General features: G+C 71.6%; 14 protein-coding genes. 2 read left to right on the forward strand and 12 right to left on the reverse strand.

Translation table 11 applies throughout. The features are described from left to right. Positions 1 to 70: 70 nt before the first annotated feature. Entirely contained in the window at positions 71 to 1,234 is a 1,164-nt protein-coding gene (locus EHS43_RS05810) for a sorbosone dehydrogenase family protein (protein WP_125189450.1), read from the forward strand. Here the strand turns inward: EHS43_RS05810 and EHS43_RS05815 are convergent. From EHS43_RS05815 to EHS43_RS05845, 7 genes are all read right to left on the reverse strand, one after another. Continuing rightward, entirely contained in the window at positions 1,227 to 1,445 is a 219-nt protein-coding gene (locus tag EHS43_RS05815; RefSeq protein ID WP_125189451.1) for a DUF6191 domain-containing protein, read from the reverse strand. The genes EHS43_RS05810 and EHS43_RS05815 overlap by 8 nt on opposite strands. A gap of 35 nt (positions 1,446 to 1,480) precedes the next feature. After that, positions 1,481 to 4,543 (reverse strand): helix-turn-helix transcriptional regulator, encoded by a 3,063-nt coding sequence (locus EHS43_RS05820; RefSeq protein WP_185806127.1) that lies wholly within the window; start codon positions 4,541 to 4,543, stop codon positions 1,481 to 1,483. 125 nt (positions 4,544 to 4,668) lie between these two features. Next, on the reverse strand, positions 4,669 to 4,857 hold the full coding sequence (locus tag EHS43_RS05825; protein WP_125189453.1) for a hypothetical protein: 189 nt from the start codon (positions 4,855 to 4,857) through the stop codon (positions 4,669 to 4,671). A gap of 196 nt (positions 4,858 to 5,053) precedes the next feature. Further along, positions 5,054 to 5,644, reverse strand: a complete 591-nt coding sequence (locus EHS43_RS05830) for a hypothetical protein (RefSeq protein WP_125189454.1) — start codon at positions 5,642 to 5,644, stop codon at positions 5,054 to 5,056. A 35-nt stretch (positions 5,645 to 5,679) separates the two neighbouring features. Continuing rightward, positions 5,680 to 6,255, reverse strand: coding sequence for a GNAT family N-acetyltransferase (locus EHS43_RS05835; protein ID WP_125189455.1), 576 nt, complete (start codon positions 6,253 to 6,255; stop codon positions 5,680 to 5,682). Continuing rightward, complete coding sequence (locus EHS43_RS05840; RefSeq protein WP_125189456.1) at positions 6,233 to 8,461, reverse strand: MMPL family transporter; 2,229 nt, start codon at positions 8,459 to 8,461, stop codon at positions 6,233 to 6,235. Before EHS43_RS05840 ends, EHS43_RS05835 begins: the two co-directional genes overlap by 23 nt. Before the next feature lie 203 nt (positions 8,462 to 8,664). Beyond that, complete coding sequence (locus tag EHS43_RS05845; protein WP_125189457.1) at positions 8,665 to 8,970, reverse strand: hypothetical protein; 306 nt, start codon at positions 8,968 to 8,970, stop codon at positions 8,665 to 8,667. A 138-nt stretch (positions 8,971 to 9,108) separates the two neighbouring features. On the opposite strand from EHS43_RS05845, the gene EHS43_RS05850 reads away from it, so the two are divergent. Next, positions 9,109 to 9,924, forward strand: a complete 816-nt coding sequence (locus EHS43_RS05850; RefSeq protein ID WP_125189458.1) for a cyclopropane-fatty-acyl-phospholipid synthase family protein — start codon at positions 9,109 to 9,111, stop codon at positions 9,922 to 9,924. Positions 9,925 to 9,975: 51 nt separating this feature from the next. On the opposite strand, the gene gatB is transcribed toward EHS43_RS05850, so the two are convergent. From gatB to EHS43_RS05875, 5 genes are all read right to left on the reverse strand, one after another. After that, a complete protein-coding gene (gene gatB / locus EHS43_RS05855) occupies positions 9,976 to 11,490 on the reverse strand; it encodes an Asp-tRNA(Asn)/Glu-tRNA(Gln) amidotransferase subunit GatB (protein WP_125189459.1) in 1,515 nt (504 codons plus the stop codon). Between the two features lie 15 nt (positions 11,491 to 11,505). After that, on the reverse strand, positions 11,506 to 11,745 hold the full coding sequence (locus EHS43_RS05860) for a hypothetical protein (protein ID WP_125189460.1): 240 nt from the start codon (positions 11,743 to 11,745) through the stop codon (positions 11,506 to 11,508). After that, a complete protein-coding gene (gatA, locus tag EHS43_RS05865; RefSeq protein ID WP_125189461.1) occupies positions 11,742 to 13,244 on the reverse strand; it encodes an Asp-tRNA(Asn)/Glu-tRNA(Gln) amidotransferase subunit GatA in 1,503 nt (500 codons plus the stop codon). The genes EHS43_RS05860 and gatA overlap by 4 nt, the downstream gene beginning before the upstream one ends. A 5-nt stretch (positions 13,245 to 13,249) precedes the next feature. Further along, positions 13,250 to 13,546, reverse strand: coding sequence for an Asp-tRNA(Asn)/Glu-tRNA(Gln) amidotransferase subunit GatC (gatC, locus tag EHS43_RS05870; protein WP_007384860.1), 297 nt, complete (start codon positions 13,544 to 13,546; stop codon positions 13,250 to 13,252). A gap of 139 nt (positions 13,547 to 13,685) precedes the next feature. Continuing rightward, positions 13,686 to 15,920 carry a bifunctional diguanylate cyclase/phosphodiesterase gene (locus EHS43_RS05875; RefSeq protein WP_125189462.1) on the reverse strand — a complete coding sequence of 745 codons (2,235 nt, stop codon included), beginning with the start codon at positions 15,918 to 15,920 and terminating at the stop codon, positions 13,686 to 13,688. Positions 15,921 to 16,034 lie beyond the last annotated feature (114 nt).

Genomic DNA, 16,034 nt, shown 5'->3' on the forward strand with positions numbered 1-16,034 from the left:
GTCCGGGAGATCGGGAACCTGAGGAGCGTGAGCGGTGTATGACAGGTAGAACCGCCGCTGCGAAGGGACCATGATCGTGCATCGTCGAGCTGTGACGGCCGTGCTGGCCGCGACCACGCTCCTGCTGACGGCCGGCTGCTCCTCCGACGGCGGAGGAGGGGGCGGCGCCGGCAACTCGTCGAGCGGCGCGGCCTCGGGTCCCTCCCCCACCCGGCAGGCCGCGGGGGCGACCCCGCCGGCGAAGGGCTCGGTGAAGGTGGTGCGCACGGTCACCGAGGGCCTCAAGACCCCCTGGGGCCTCGCCCCGCTGCCGGACGGCGACCTGCTCGTCTCCTCCCGGGACGAGGGCACGATCACCCGGGTCGACGGGCAGTCGAGCAAGAAGACGGAGCTCGGCCAGGTCTCCGGGGTGTCCGCGGCGGGCGAGGGCGGCCTCCTGGGCATCGCCCTGTCCCCGGACTACGCCTCGGACCACATGGTCTACGCCTACTTCACCTCCGACTCGGACAACCGCGTGGTCCGGATGGTCTACAACGAGCAGAAGGAGTCCGGCGAGCAGCTGGGCGCCCCCGACACCGTCTTCAAGGGCATCCCGAAGGGCTTCATCCACAACGGCGGCCGGATCGCGTTCGGCCCGGACGGCATGCTGTACGCGGGCACGGGTGAGAGCGGCAACACCGGTCTGGCCCAGGACCGCAAGTCCCTGGGCGGCAAGATCCTGCGCCTGACCCCGGAGGGCGACCCGGCACCGGGCAACCCGTTCCCCGACTCCCCGGTGTACTCGTACGGCCACCGCAATGTGCAGGGCCTCGCCTGGGACGCCGAACAGCGCTTGTTCGCCTCGGAGTTCGGCCAGGACACCTGGGACGAGCTGAACGCGATCAAGCCGGGCGACAACTACGGCTGGCCCCTCGCCGAGGGCAAGTCCGACGACAAGAAGTTCCACAGCCCGATAGCCCAGTGGCACACCGACGACGCCTCCCCCAGCGGTGCCGCCTTCGCCGAGGGGTCCATCTGGATGGCCGGCCTGAAGGGTCAGCGGCTGTGGCGCATCCCGTTGAACGGCACCGCGGCCTCGGCCGAACCGCAGGCGTTCCTGAAGGGCGAGTACGGCCGGCTGCGCACGGTGGCCTCCGCCGGCGGGGACAAGCTGTGGCTCGTCACCAGCAACACCGACGGCCGCGGCAGCCCCAAGGCGGGGGACGACAAGATCCTGGAGATACAGGTCAGCTAGCCGGGCGCGCCTCCTCGGCCCCGTCATCGGTCCCGTCGCCGGTCTCGTCCGGCTTGGGCCGGCGGACGAGGACCTTCCCGGAGGTGAGGTCTATCGGTCCGCGTCCGGGGTCGCCGTCGCCGACGTCCTCGCGGGTCAGCTCCAGCCGTTTCTGCTCGTCATGGGTGTGCTTGCGGCCGGGCGCGAACAGTTCCTCGAACATGTTGAACATGCGGCCTCCCGTGCCGGTCTCCTCCACCGTACGCCTCACTCCGTGACCGGTGCGTGGAGCGCCTGCGCCGGGAAGAGTCCCAGCCGGTGCGTCACCGCCGCCGCTTCTCCCCTTCCGGAGACGCCGAGCTTGGCGAGGATGTTGGAGACATGGACGCTGGCCGTCTTCGGGGAGATGAAGAGTTCCTCGGCGATCTGGCGGTTGGTGCGGCCCTGGGCGACCAGGCGCAGGACGTCGCGTTCGCGGCCGGTGAGGCCCAGGGAGCGCACCGGGTCGCCCCGGTCGGGCGCCTGGGCCGCGCTCAGGGTGAGGCGGGCGCGCTGGGCGAGAAGGGCGACCGCGTCGGCGAGGGGCCGGGCGCCGAGGTGGTCGGCGGCGGCGTGGGCCAGGCGCAGGAGTTCGGTGGCCCGGTCGCGTTCGGACTGCTCGGCGCCGCCGGGCGCCGACAGGAGGGCCTGGGCCAGCCGGTGGCGGACGCGGGCGAGGGCGTAGGGGCGCTCCAGGGGCTCGAAAGCGGCGAGGGCCTCGCTCCAGTGGTCGGGGGTGTCGGCGCTCTCGGCGCGCAGCAGTTCGGCGCGCAGCCAGCGTTCGTGGGCCAGCCAGACCGGCACGTTGGTGGCCAGCGGCCGGGCGGCCTCCCGGATGCGGTCGAGGATCTTGGCACGGCCCTGTTCGGCGAGGGGCAGGCCGAGGCTGTCGGCCTCCATGACGGCGGCGGTGAGCAGGAGGGGCCAGGCGTAGCGCTGGGTGCCGGGCGGGAAGCCGGCGTCCAGGGCGCGTTCGAGTTCGGCTCGGGCGTCCAGGAGGCGGCCTTCGGCGGCGGCGATGCCGATGGCGAGTTCGCGGAGGGGGATCTCGTGTTGCGGAGCCCGATCATGGGTGCCGAAGTAGGCGCGCGCGGAGGCCAGTTGGCGGGCGGCCTCGGACAGCTCGCCGCGGGCGAGGGCGAGTTGGGAGCGGGTGGCCGCGTGGAAGCCGCGGGGCTTGGCGCTGCGGCCGACGAGTTCGGCCTTCGTGGCGGCTTCCGCGGCCCGGTCCCAGCGGCCCAGGGAGTAGAGGGACTCGGCGAGGTTGCCCCAGATCCACGCCTCCTTGTCGGACAGGCCGAACCTCCGGGCGTAGTCGATCCCCTCCTCCAGGACCGGTACGGCTTCCCGGGACCGCCCGATGGATTCGAGGGCGCTCGGCAGGTTCACGTAGACGCGGCTGGCGACGGCGGAGATGCCGTCGTCGACGGTCTGCCGGAGGATCTCGGACATCTCGTCGAGTCCGGTGTCGACGCCACCGGACTCGACGATCAGGCCCGCGTGGGTGAGGCGGGCGTTCATCTCGATCTCGCGGGCGCCCACCATGCGGGCGTACTCCACGGCGCGCTCGGCGGCCGAGATGGCCTCGGGGCCGGGGATGTGGACCATGGACCAGTGGGCGACGGTGGACAGCACCTCGGCGTGCACCTCGGACGGCGGCAGACCGCGGACCAGGTCCTCGGCGGTGGCCAGTTCGGCCCAGCCGTCGCCGCGGGCCAGTCCTTGGACGAGGTGGGAGCGCTGGACCCAGAACCAGGCGGCGCGCAGGGGGTCCCCGTCGTCGTCCGCCAGGAGGTTCAGCGCCCGTTTGGTGATCTTCAGGGCGCGTTCGCGTTCGCCGCCCAGGCGGCCGGCGACGGCGGCCTCGGCCATCAGGTCGAGGTAGCGCAGCGGGGTGGTGGCCGGGTCGCAGCCGCAGGGAGGGTAGACCTCGGTGTGGTCGATGGGGCGCAGGCCGGCCCGGACGTCCTCGGGGGCGGTGTCCCACAGCTCCATCGCGCGTTCCAGGAGCCGGAGTTGTTCGGAGTAGGCGTGCCGGCGGCGGGCGGTGGCGGAGGCCTCCAGGACGGCGGGCAGGGCCTTGGCGGCGTCGTGGGCGTGGTACCAGTAGCTGGCCAGGCGCATGACCCGCTCGTCGGCCGGGACGAGCGTGGGGTCGGCCTCCAGGGCTTCGGCGTAGCGGCGGTTGAGGCGGGAGCGCTCGCCCGGCAGCAGGTCGTCGGCGACGGCCTCGCGGACCAGCGAGTGCCGGAAGCGGTAGCCGTCGCCGTCGGGCGCCGGGATGAGGATGTTGGCGTTGACGGCGACCCGCAGCGCCTCGATGAGGTCGTCCTCGGCGAGCCGGGTGACGGCGGCGAGCAGCCGGTACTCCACGGTGGAGCCGCCCTCGGCGGCGACCCGGGCGACCCGCTGGGTGCTCTCGGGCAGTCCCTCGACGCGGACCAGGAGCAGGTCCCGGAGCGAGTCGGTGAGCCCGGTGCCGCAGCCCTCGGTGGCGCAGACGGCGAGTTCCTCGACGAAGAAGGCGTTGCCGTCGGAGCGTTCGAAGATCTCGTCGACCTGGGCGGGGTCCGGTTCGGCGGCGAGGATGCCGGCTATCTGGCGGCTGACCTCGTCCCGGTTGAAGCGGCCGAGTTCGATGCGGCGGACCGTGCGCAGCCGGTCGAGTTCGGCGAGCAGGGGGCGCAGCGGGTGGCGACGGTGGATGTCGTCGGCGCGGTAGGTGGCGAGGACGACGAGGCGGCCGGTGCGCAGCGTGCGGAAGAGGTAGGCCAGGAGGTGGCGGGTGGAGGCGTCGGCCCAGTGCAGGTCCTCCAGGGCGACGACGACGGTGCGTTCGGCGGCGACGCGCTCCAGGAGGCGGGCGGTGAGTTCGAAGAGGCGGGCCATGCTCTCCTCGTCGTGGCGGCCCGTGGTCCGGACCGGGATCGCCTCGCCGACCTCGGGCAGCAGCCGGGCCAGCTCCTCCTCCTGGCCCGCGGCCGCGGCGGCCAGCTCCTCGGGCAGGGCGCGGCGCAGGGCGCGCAGGGCGGTGGAGAAGGGGGCGAAGGGCAGCCCGTCGGCGCCGATCTCGACGCAGCCGCCGAGGGCGACGACCGCGCCCTGCCGGCAGGCGGCCGTGGCGAACTCCTCGACGAGCCGGGTCTTGCCGACGCCGGCCTCACCGCCCAGCAGCAACGCCTGCGGCTCTCCCGCGGCGGCGCGGGAGAGCGCTTCGTTCAGGCTGTTCAACTCTTCGGTGCGGCCGACGAACACGGGACTGACGGACCTGGTCTCCACGGGCATGAGCATGGCACGCGGGTCGGACAGCACGTCACCCGTTTTCGGGGCGGGGCGGGCGGCCGGAAGGGCTCCGGTCACCGGGAGGACGGCCGGGACGGGCAGTGCCGTACGGCCGTCCTCCCTCCCCCCGGCGTTCACGCCGTGCGGAGGAACCGGTGCCGCCGGGGACGGCCGGTATGCGCATCGGCCTCCGCGGTGCGTTCGCCGGCTTCGCGACGGGCGGCGCGGCGGCCGCGCAGGGTCTCGCGGACGAGCCGCTCGTGGTCGGCCTGGCGGAGGAGTTCGGCGGAGCGGTACTGGGAGAGCTCGTACTGGGCATACATGGCGTGGTCCTTGTCGGAGTCGGTTTCTGGCTTCGCTTTCCGCGATGCCTCCACTTTCGTCTCCGAGGGGGGTGCGCCACATCGGGAGAGTTCCGCATCTTCGGGGGCCGGAGGGGCCTTAGACGCGCGTAAGGGGCCTCAGGAGCTCCGTAAGGTACCTACGGATGCGCTGAGACCCCTCGTGAGCTGCGGTTGTTCAGCCGGCGGAGGGCAGGCTGACCAGCACGTCGACGTACTTGAGGACGGCGATCAGCAGACCGATGACACCGAGCGAGACGCCCGCCCAGGAGACCGACTTGATCCAGCCGGCCTGCGGCTTGCCGGGCGCCCCGAAGGCGGGCCGGATCAGCACGAACACACCGACGAGCAGGGCGACGAGCGCGAAGACGCCGGCGTACACGGCCTGGGTGTTCCAGACGTCGCCGTAGCCCTCCTTCAGCAGGGTGTCGACGTTCGACGTCTGGGAGTTCTGCATCTGGCTCAGGAGGCTTTCCTTCTGAGCAGCCAGGGTGCCGATCCAGCCGCCGGTCAGCGAGACGAGGCCGAGGGCGGCGGAGACGACGGCGCCCGCGCCCTGGCCGACGCCGGTCGGGCCCTCCTTCCGGGCGGCCTCGACGGGCTCGTCTGCGCCCTCCTCGGCGCCCTCGTCGTCGATCTCGTCGGCCGTGACGGCCGCCGCCTCCCCCTCCGTCGCCTCGTCGCTCTTGGCGACGCTCACCTTCTGCTCGTCGGTCGTGGCCTCGGCGCCCGTCTCGGCGCCGGTTTCGTCAGCTGTCTTCGTTCCCATGTCGGGCACCGTACGGATCCTGTCTGAGAGGGTTCTTAATGATCGTTCCGGGCTGCACGCTCGCGTGCCTCACGCCACTCGGGGGCGAGAATCGACCACACCTCGAGGTCGTGCCGTACGCCACGATAGGGGTGCGCCTGACGGCGGACTCCGTCGCGGGTCATTCCCAGACGGCGGGCGACATCGAGGCTGGCCGTGTTCCCGGACGCGGCGACCCATTCGATCCGGTGGATGCCGCGCTCCTCCACCACCCAGTCGATCAGCACCCGCATGGCCCGGGTGATCAGTCCGCGGCCGGTCGCGGCGGGCTCCAGCCAGCAGCCGACCTCGCAGTTGCCCTGGCCGGCGTCGAAGTTCAGGGTGAGCACCCCGCCGACGAGCTTTCCGTCCAGCCAGATGCCGTGGTAGCCGCCGGTGTCGTCGGCCCGCATCCGGGCGTAGCGCTGGAGCGTCTCGCGCGCGGAGGCCACGTCGACGACCTGGGAACCGAAGGGGATGTACTGCCCGATGAAGTCCCGGCCCCGCTCCAGGTTCGCGAGGAACTCCTCCGCGTGCCACGGCTCCAGAGGGCGCAGCTGCGCCCCGTCGTCACCCAGCGATATCGCGTACATCCTTGTCCCGCTCCTTCTCCAGCTCCGCCACGGCCTCGTCCAGCCTTTCATGGGCGGCGCGGCACTCGGGCGGTTCGATGCTGATGCGGGGCATCCGGCGGTCGAGCCAGCCGGGCAGCCACCAGTTGGCGCCGCCGAGCAGGTGCATGAGCGCGGGGACGAGGAGCGTGCGCAGGACGAAGGCGTCGAGGGCCACGGCGGCGGCGAGCGCGATGCCGAACATGGCGATCACCCGGTCGCCGCTGAGGACGAAGGCGAGGAAGACGGAGATCATGATGACCGCGGCGGAGTTGATCACCCGGCTGGTCTCGGCGAGGCCCACGCGGACGGCCCGCCGGTTGTCCCCGGTCTCCAGCCACTCCTCGTACATCCGGCTGACCAGGAAGACCTGGTAGTCCATGGAGAGCCCGAAGAGGACCGAGACCATGATCACGGGCAGGAAGGGCTCGATGGGCCCGGCGCGGCCCAGGCCCAGCAGTTCGCTCCCCCAGCCCCACTGGAAGATCGCCACGACCACTCCGAAGGCGGCGGCCACCGCGGCGACGTTCATCGCGGCGGCCTTCAGCGGTATGCCGACGGAGCGGAAGGCGAGCAGGAGCAGCAGACAGCCCAGGCCGATGACCACGCCGACGAACAGGGGCAGCTTGCCGACGATGACGTCGGCGAAGTCGTCGTACGAGGCGGTCGTCCCGCCGACGTGGATGTCGAGGGAGGTCCCGGTCTCGGCGCGTGGCAGGACCTCCGTGCGCAGCCGGTCCACCAGCTCGCTGGTCTGCCGGGACTGCGGGGCCGAGTCGGGGACGACCGTGAAGTAGGCGAGGTCGCCGCCGGTGTCGAAGGTCACCGGGGTGGTGGAGGCGATGCCCTTGGTGGTGCGCAGGGTGGCGTCGAGGTTGTCGAGGAGGAGCTTGTCCTCGGCGCCGTCGACACGGGTCACCAGTGTCAGCGGACCGTTGACGCCGGGCCCGAAGCCCTCGGCGAGGAGGTCGTAGGCCTGCCGGGTGGTCGAGGAGCTCGGGCCGTTGCCCTGGTCGGAGGTGCCGAGGCGCAGGCCCAGGGTGGGCAGGGCGAGGACGGTGATGACCAGCAGGGCGATCGCGCCGAGCAGCTTGGGATGCCGTTCGACGAACGCGGACCAGCGGTGGGCGAACCCGGTGGGCAGTTCCGGCTCGGGCCCGTGCTCGGCGAGCCGGCGCCGCTCGCGTCTGCTCAGGGCGCGCATGCCGATGAGGGAGAGCAGGGCGGGCAGCAGGGTCACGGACGCGGCGACCGTGAGGACGACGGTCAGGCAGGCGGCGATCGCGACGCCGTTGAGGAAGCCGAGCCGCAGGATCAGCATCCCCAGCAGGGCGATGCAAACCGTGGCACCCGCGAAGACGACCGCGCGCCCGGTGGTGGTGACGGCGTTCACGACGGACTCGGTGACGCTCAGCCCGCGCTTCAGGCCGCGCCGGTGCCGGGTGACGATGAAGAGCGCGTAGTCGATGCCGACGCCGAGCCCGATCAGCATGCCGAGCATGGGCGCGAAGTCGGCGACGGTCATGGCGTGCCCGAGCAGCCCGATCCCCGCGTAGGCGGTGCCCACCCCGACCAGGGCGGTGGCGATGGGCAGCAGCGAGGCGGCGAGCGAGCCGAAGGCCAGGAACAGCACGAGGGCGGCGACCAGCACGCCGACGATCTCGGCGACATGGCCGCCCGAGGACTCGGTCAGGGCGATGGCGCTGCCGCCCAGCTCCACCTGGAGCCCGTCGGCCTCGGCGTCCTTGGCGGTGTCCACGACGGCCTTCGCCTCGGAGGCGGGGATGTCCTCGGCGGAGTCGGCGAAGGTCACGGTGGCGTACGCGGTGTGTCCGTCGGCGCTGACCCGGCCGCCGCCCGTGTCGTCGTACGGGCCTACCACGCCGGCCACTCCGGGCAGGTCCGCGATCCTGTTCAGGGTGGTGGTCATGGTCTGCTCGACGTCGGCGTCCCGGACCGAGCCCGAGGTGACGTGCCAGACGACGGTGTCGCTGTCGCCGCCGAGCTTCGGGAAGCCGTCCTGGAGCAGCTGGGTGGCGCGGCCCGACTCGGTGCCGGGGACCTCGTAGTCGTTCGAATAGGCGGACCCGGCGACGGCGGCGCCCGCGCTGACCCCGCCGAGGGCGAGGAGCCACAGGAGGACGACGACGAGGCGTCGTCGGACACACCAGCGTGCGAGGGCTGCCACGAACGTGCTCCCAAGGGTGGTGAATTGTGGATCTTTGACCGGGAACAGTCGTTCATGACCTTCATGAGATGAACAGCCCGCAAAGAACGCATGAGCAATGCAAGCACCACTCTCGCAGGCAAATGTGATCGTTTACCGCGATCGTGCGCTTATTCACAGGAGTGGGAGGCAGATCACAGGACAGTAACGGTCACTCTGTCATCTCAGTCGAACTGGTCGCCCAGTGCCATCACCATGACGCCGACGATCAGCAGCCACAACGCTCTGCGGGTGCGTCCGCGGGAGCCCAGGACCGCGGCGAGGGCGCACACCGCGGCACCGAACGCGTAGGCCGCCGGCACCAGCGTCGGGGCGGAGCCCGCCGCGCGGAGCGCCGCCGCGGCCAGACCGGCCAACGTCAGCAGGGAGCCGGTGCCCAGGGCCGTCCAGCGGGCCCGCCGGGCGTCCAGCACCTGGTCGTCGTACTCCTCCTGTATGCCGGACGGCTCGGAATTCGCAGGACCGTTCATGTCGGGCGAGCGTAGCGTGTTCCGCTGAGTGGACCCGGGCCGCCGGCCCCCGACCGAAGCAGGTGCGTTGTTTGAGCGTCCGACCGAGCTCCGCCGTATCCCTTTCCGTCTCTCAGGACTCAAGGAGCCCGTTCACCGATGCCAGACGACATCACCGACACGACCTCGCGGACCTCGAATGAGGACCTCGCCCGCAGGCTGACCCGGGCCGACTACCCCCGCAGCAACAGCTACGACGTCCGCTGGGTCATCGAGAACCAGATGGGCCCGAACGCGCTGTGGCTGCTGGAGTGGCTCGCGCCCGCCCTGGGTCTGGACACCCTGCGCCCCTGCGCCCGCGTGCTCGACCTGGGCTGCGGCCGGGCGATGACCTCGGTCTTCCTGGCCAGGGAGTACGACGTCCAGGTCACCGCGGCCGACCTGTGGATCAGGCCCGACGAGAACGCGCGGCGCATCACCGAGGCCGGTTTCGCCGACCGGGTGCTGCCCGTGCACGCCGAGGCGCACGACCTGCCGTTCGCCGAGGGCAGCTTCGACGCGATCGTGAGCGTCGACGCGTACCAGTACTTCGGCACCAACGACCTGTACCTGCCCGAGCTGACGCGGCTGCTGAAGCCGGGCGGGAAGATCGGGGTCGTCGTACCCGCGCTGCGGGAGGAGCCGACGGGCACCGAACCGCCGGAGCACCTCAAGCCGTACTGGGACCCCGGTTACTGGGCGTTCCACTCCGCCGAGTGGTGGCACCGCCACTGGACCCGCTCCGGGGCCGTGGAGGTCGAGACCGCCGACTGGCAGGAGGACGGCTGGAAGGACTGGCTGCTGTGGTGCGAGGTGATCGCCGAGGAGAGCCCCGAGGAGTTCCATCGCACGATGGCCCGCGAGGTGGGCGAGATGGTCCGGGCCGACGAGGGCCGGACGCTCGGTTTCGTACGGGTCGTAGGACGCCGTAAGTAGCCGTACGGCCCCGGAGGACATGTCCTCCGGGGCCGTACTCGGCGCTCGGGCTCAGCCTTCGCTGACGCCCAGCTTCTCCAGGATCAACTCCTTGACGCGGGCCGCGTCGGCCTGACCGCGGGTCGCCTTCATGACCGCGCCGACCAGGGCGCCGGCCGCGGCGACCTTCCCGGAACGGATCTTGTCGGCGATGCCCGGGTTGCCGGCGATGGCCTCGTCGACGGCGGCACCGAGGGCGCCCTCGTCGGAGACGACCTTCAGACCGCGCTTGTCGACGACCTCGTCCGGGGTGCCTTCGCCCGCGAGAACGCCTTCGATGACCTGACGGGCCAGCTTGTCGTTCAGGTCGCCCTTCGTGACCAGCTCGGTGACCCGGGCGACCTGCGCCGGGGTGATGGCCAGTTCGTCGAGCGCCTTGCCGGACTCGTTGGCGCTGCGGGCGAGTTCACCCATCCACCACTTGCGGGCGGAGGCCGCGTCGGCACCGGCGTCGATGGTGGCGACGATCAGGTCCAGCGCGCCGGCGTTGAGGATCGCCTGCATGTCGAGGGCCGTGATGCCCCACTCGGCGACGAGCCGGTTGCGGCGCACCAGCGGCAGCTCGGGCAGCCCCGCCCGGATCTCCTCGACCCACTCGCGCGAGGGGGCCACCGGCACGAGGTCCGGCTCGGGGAAGTACCGGTAGTCCTCGGCCTCCTCCTTCACGCGGCCCGAGGTCGTGGACCCCGTGTCCTCGTGGAAGTGCCGGGTCTCCTGGATGATCGTCCCGCCACTGCTCAGGACGGCCGCGTGCCGCTGGATCTCGAAGCGGGCCGCGCGCTCCACGGAACGCAGCGAGTTGACGTTCTTCGTCTCCGAACGGGTGCCGAACTTCTCGGTGCCGTGCGGGCGCAGCGACAGGTTCACGTCGCAGCGCATCTGCCCCATCTCCATGCGGGCCTCGGAGACGCCCAGCGCCTTGATGACCTCGCGCAGCTCACGGACGTACGCCCGCGCGACCTCGGGAGCCCGCTCGCCGGCGCCCTCGATCGGCTTGGTGACGATCTCGATGAGCGGGATGCCGGCGCGGTTGTAGTCGAGGAGCGAGTGCGAGGCGCCGTGGATACGGCCCGTCGCGCCGCCCACGTGGGTCGACTTGCCGGTGTCCTCCTCCATGTGGGCGCGCTCGATCTCCACGCGGAAGGTCTCCCCGTCCTCCAGCTGGACGTCGAGGTAGCCGTTGAAGGCGATCGGCTCGTCGTACTGGGAGGTCTGGAAGTTCTTCGGCATGTCCGGATAGAAGTAGTTCTTCCGGGCGAAGCGGCACCACTCGGCGATCTCGCAGTTCAGCGCGAGACCGATCTTGATCGCGGACTCGACGCCGGTCGCGTTGACGACCGGGAGCGCGCCGGGCAGGCCGAGGCAGACGGGGCAGGTCTGCGTGTTGGCGTCCTGACCGAGCTCGGTCGAACAGCCGCAGAACATCTTGGTCTTGGTGCCGAGTTCGACATGGACCTCAAGGCCCATGACGGGGTCGTACGACGCGAGTGCGTCCTCGTACGACACCAGGTCGGTCGTGGTGGTCACGGTGTAACTTCCCTCTCAGCCCAGCAGGACGTCGTCGTCGCCCAGCCGCTTCAGCTCGCGGTACAGGACGGCGAGGCCGGTGACGACGGCGACGGCGGCCACGCTGGCGTCGATCAGGACCAGCGTGTCGCTCTCGGCGCGCGCCTTCCTGAGCCGCTTGGCGACACCGATGGCGCCGAACGCCGTGGTGGCGATGGACAGGTACGTGCCGGACTTGGACTTCTTGAAGTCCTTCGCCTTGGTCAGCTTGCTCACAGCGACGGTGCCTCCTCCAGGAGCGGGTGGCCCCACCTTTCCACGAAGGCGGCCTCGACGGCGGCGCCGACCTTGTAGAGGCGGTCGTCCTTCAGGGCCGGGGCGATGATCTGCAGACCGACCGGGAGGTTGTCCTCCGGGGCGAGACCGCACGGCAGCGACATGGCCGAGTTGCCCGCGAGGTTGGTCGGGATGGTGCACAGGTCGGCCAGGTACATCGCCATCGGGTCGTCGGCGCGCTCGCCGATCGGGAAGGCGGTGGTCGGGGTCGTCGGGGAGACGATCACGTCGACCTGCTCGAAGGCCTTCTCGAAGTCACGCGTGATGAGCGTGCGGACCTTCTGCGCGGAGCCGTAGTAGGCGTCGTAGTACCCGCTCGACAGGGCGTACGTGCCGAGCATGATCCGGCGCTTGACCTCGGGGCCGAAGCCCGCCTCACGGGTGAGGGAGGTGACCTCCTCGGCCGAGTGGCTGCCGTCGTCGCCGGTCCGCAGGCCGTAGCGCAGGCCGTCGAAGCGGGCGAGGTTGGAGGAGCACTCGGAGGGCGCGATCAGGTAGTACGCGGACAGCGCCAGGTCGAAGGACGGGCAGTCCAGCTCGACGATCTCGGCGCCCAGCTCCTTGAGGAGGGCGACCGACTCGTCGAAGCGCTGGATGACGCCGGCCTGGTAGCCCTCGCCGCGGAACTGCTTGACGACACCGACGCGCATGCCGGAGACGCTGCCGTTGCGCGCGGCCTCGACGACCGGCGGGACGGGCGCGTCGATCGACGTCGAGTCCATCGGGTCGTGCCCGGCGATGACCTCGTGCAGGAGCGCCGCGTCCAGGACCGTACGGGCGCAGGGGCCGCCCTGGTCGAGGGAGGACGAGAAGGCCACCATGCCGTAGCGGGAGACCGCGCCGTACGTCGGCTTCACGCCGACCGTGCCGGTGACGGCGGCCGGCTGGCGGATGGAGCCGCCGGTGTCGGTGCCGATGGCCAGCGGCGCCATGTGCGCGGCCAGCGCGGCGGAGGAGCCGCCGCCGGAGCCGCCGGGGATCCGGGTGAGGTCCCAGGGGTTGCCGGTCGGGCCGTAGGCGCTGTTCTCCGTCGACGACCCCATGGCGAACTCGTCCATGTTGGTCTTGCCGAGGATCACGACGTCGGCGGCCTTCAGCCGCTTGGTGAGGGTCGCGTCGTACGGCGGGATCCAGCCTTCGAGGATCTTGGAACCGACGGTCGTCGGGATGCCCTCGGTGGTGAAGATGTCCTTCAGCGCGAGGGGCACACCGGCGAGCGGGCCGAGCTTCTCGCCCCGCTCGCGCTTCTCGTCGACGGCGCGGGCCTGAGCCAGCGCGCCCTCACGGTCGACGTGCAGGAAGGCGTGCACCTTCTCGTCGACGGCGTCGATGCGGGCGAGGTGTGCCTCGGTGACCTGGACCGCGGTGAGCTCGCCGGAGGCGATCTTCTCGGCGGTCTCGGCGGCCGTCAGCTTGATGATGTTGACGTGGTCCGTCATGGCGGTTAGTCCTCCCCCAGGATCTGCGGCACCTTGAAACGCTGCTGCTCCTGGGCCGGGGCGCCGGAGAGCGCCTGCTCGGGGGTGAGCGACGGACGGACCTCGTCCGCCCGCATGACGTTCGTCAGCGGGAGCGGGTGCGAGGTCGGCGGTACGTCTTGGTCGGCGACCTCACTGACGCGGGCGACCGCGCCGATGATGTCGTCCAGCTGTCCCGCGAAGTGCTCGAGCTCTTCGGGCTTCAGCTCCAGACGCGCCAGCCGGGCGAGGTGGGCGACCTCCTCGCGCGTGATGCCAGGCATGCAGCGATCCTCTGGGGTGGGTGAGTGTGTGTGGTTTGGGGCCAATCCTATGGGTCACGGCCTGATGGCCGTTAAACGGTTTCCCGTACCCGGCGGCAACGGGCGGCCCCCATACCGCACCAAAGGATGCCCGGACGGGTCACTCCGCCGCGGGCAGCGCCGCCTTCGGCCGCTGCCAGCCCCTCGAACCCCTGGCCAGCAGCCACGCCGTGGTCTCCTCCGGCGGCATCGCCGCCGCGACCAGCCAGCCCTGTACGGCGTCGCAGCCCATGTCACGCAGCCGCTCCCAGGTCTCGTCGTCCTCGACGCCCTCCGCCACGACCAGGAGGCCCAGGGAATGCGCGAGGTCGACCGTGCAGCGGACGATCTCGGCGTCCTCGGTGTCGACGGCCAGCTTGGCCACGAAGGAGCGGTCGATCTTCAGTTCGCTGACGGGCAGGCTGCGCAGGTGGACCAGGGAGGAGTAGCCGGTGCCGAAGTCGTCGAGGGACATCTTGACGCCGTGTCCGGTCAGCGCGGCGAGGGTGTCGCCGGCCCGCGAGGGGTCCTCCAGCAGGACGTGCTCGGTGATCTCCAGCTGGAGCGCGCCCGCGGGGACGCCGTGCCGGGCGAGGCGGGCGGCGACCGAGCCGGCGAAGCCCGGGGTGTGCACGTCACGCGGGGAGACGTTGACCGCCACCGGGACGAACAGGCCCTGGGCCCGCCATTCGGCGACCTGGGCGAGGGCCGTGTCGAGGACGTACTCGGTGAGGTGGGGCATCAGCCCGGACGACTCGGCGATCGCGATGAACTCGTCCGGCGGCACCTTCCCGCGCTCCGGGTGCACCCAGCGCACCAGGGCCTCCAGGCCGGCGACCTGTCCGTCGAAGCGCACCTTGGGCTGGTAGTGCAGCTGCACCTCGTGCGCGTCCAGGGCCCGGCGCAGATCGCCCAGCAGGCCGAGGCGGTCGGGGGTGTTGGAGTCCCGCTTGGACTCGTAGACCTCCACGCCCGTGCGGTCCCGCTTGGCCTGGTACATCGCCACGTCCGCCCGCCGCAGCAGCCCCTCGGCGTCCAGGGCGTGGTCGGGGAAGACGGCGACCCCGGCGCTGGCCTCCAGGACGAGGGTGAGTCCGTCGAGGTCGAGCGGGGAGCTGAGGGCGGCGACCAGGTTGCGGGCGACCCGGGTCGCGGAGGTCGTGGAGTCGGCGACCGGCAGTAAGACGGCGAACTCGTCGCCGCCGAGCCGTGCCGCCTCCGCTCCGCGCGGCAGTGCGATCCGCAGCCGGTCGGCGATCTGCAGGAGCAGCCGGTCACCGGCGAGGTGGCCCAGGGTGTCGTTGACCGAGCGGAAGCGGTCGAGGTCGATGAGCATGAGGGCGGACCGGGCGCCGATGCGCTCGGCGTCGTCCAGGGCGGACCAGATGCGCTCCAGGAGCCACTGCCGGTTGGGCAGTCCGGTCAGCGGGTCGCGCAGTTGTTCCTCGGCGCGGGCGCGGGCCATCCACAGGGTGGAGTCGAGCGCGATGAGCGGGATCGCGAACAGCGGGAGCAGCACCGGCTTGGCGGCGGCGACGACGCAGACCAGGGGGGCGATGCCGAGCAGCGCGACCGCGACCAGACCCTGTCTGACCAGGGCGGTGCGGGCCACGGTCGCCACACCGGCGTGGCGGGAGGAGTGCAGGTACCAGCTCAGGGCCCGGGTGACCGCGAGATAGCCCACGGCGACCGTGATCACCTCGGGGCCGGTGTAGAAGGTCCAGGTGTCGGGGTTCCAGGGGGTCTCGACGGACGGCGACTGGCCGAACACGGCGAGGACCAGGGCGCCGACTGCTATGCCGAGGATGTCCACCGCGCCGTGCAGGATGCCCTGCCGCCAGCGGTGGCGCCGGGCTATGCCGACCAGCAGCACGACGGTGAGGCTGACCATGCCGGCGGGCACCCAGCCGTACAGCAGCAGGACGGCGAGGGTCAGGGCGGCGCCCGAGCCGGTGCCGCCCCACCAGCGGGCCCGGCCGAGGGCGACCAGATGGCCGACGATGACGCCGGTCAGTACCGCCAGCGACCAGCCGACGGTGCCGGACGGGAAGAGCGCGTGGCCGTCGGTGAACGCCCGGTAGAAGCCCGCCCCCAGCACGAATCCGGCCGCCGAGACGATGGCCGTCGGCAGTGCGGGCCAGGACGGATGGCGGTCGGGCTCGGAGTCCGGTACGCCGGCGGCGCGCTCGGCGGTGAGCTGCGCGGCACCGCCGCCACCGGCCGCGGTGTACTGTCCGGCGGCACGGCCCTGGGTGCCCGGATGCTCCGAAGGCCGCCCGGCCCACCGGCTCGTGCGCCACGCGCCGGTGAGCCGGCGCAGCCGTGAGTCCGGGGCGGCGCTCTCGGTCGGTTCCATTCCCGTCCCTCTCACAACCGGCGGTGCCCACGCCACGCGGCTTCTTCGCCCGACAAGACCCTCGACGGCGCCGCGTTGGAAAACCCTTCCCCTTGCTCAACCGGAGCAAGGGAA

The organism is Streptomyces sp. RP5T (assembly GCF_003933965.1).
In the GTDB taxonomy this organism is placed as follows: Bacteria; Actinomycetota; Actinomycetes; order Streptomycetales; family Streptomycetaceae; genus Streptomyces.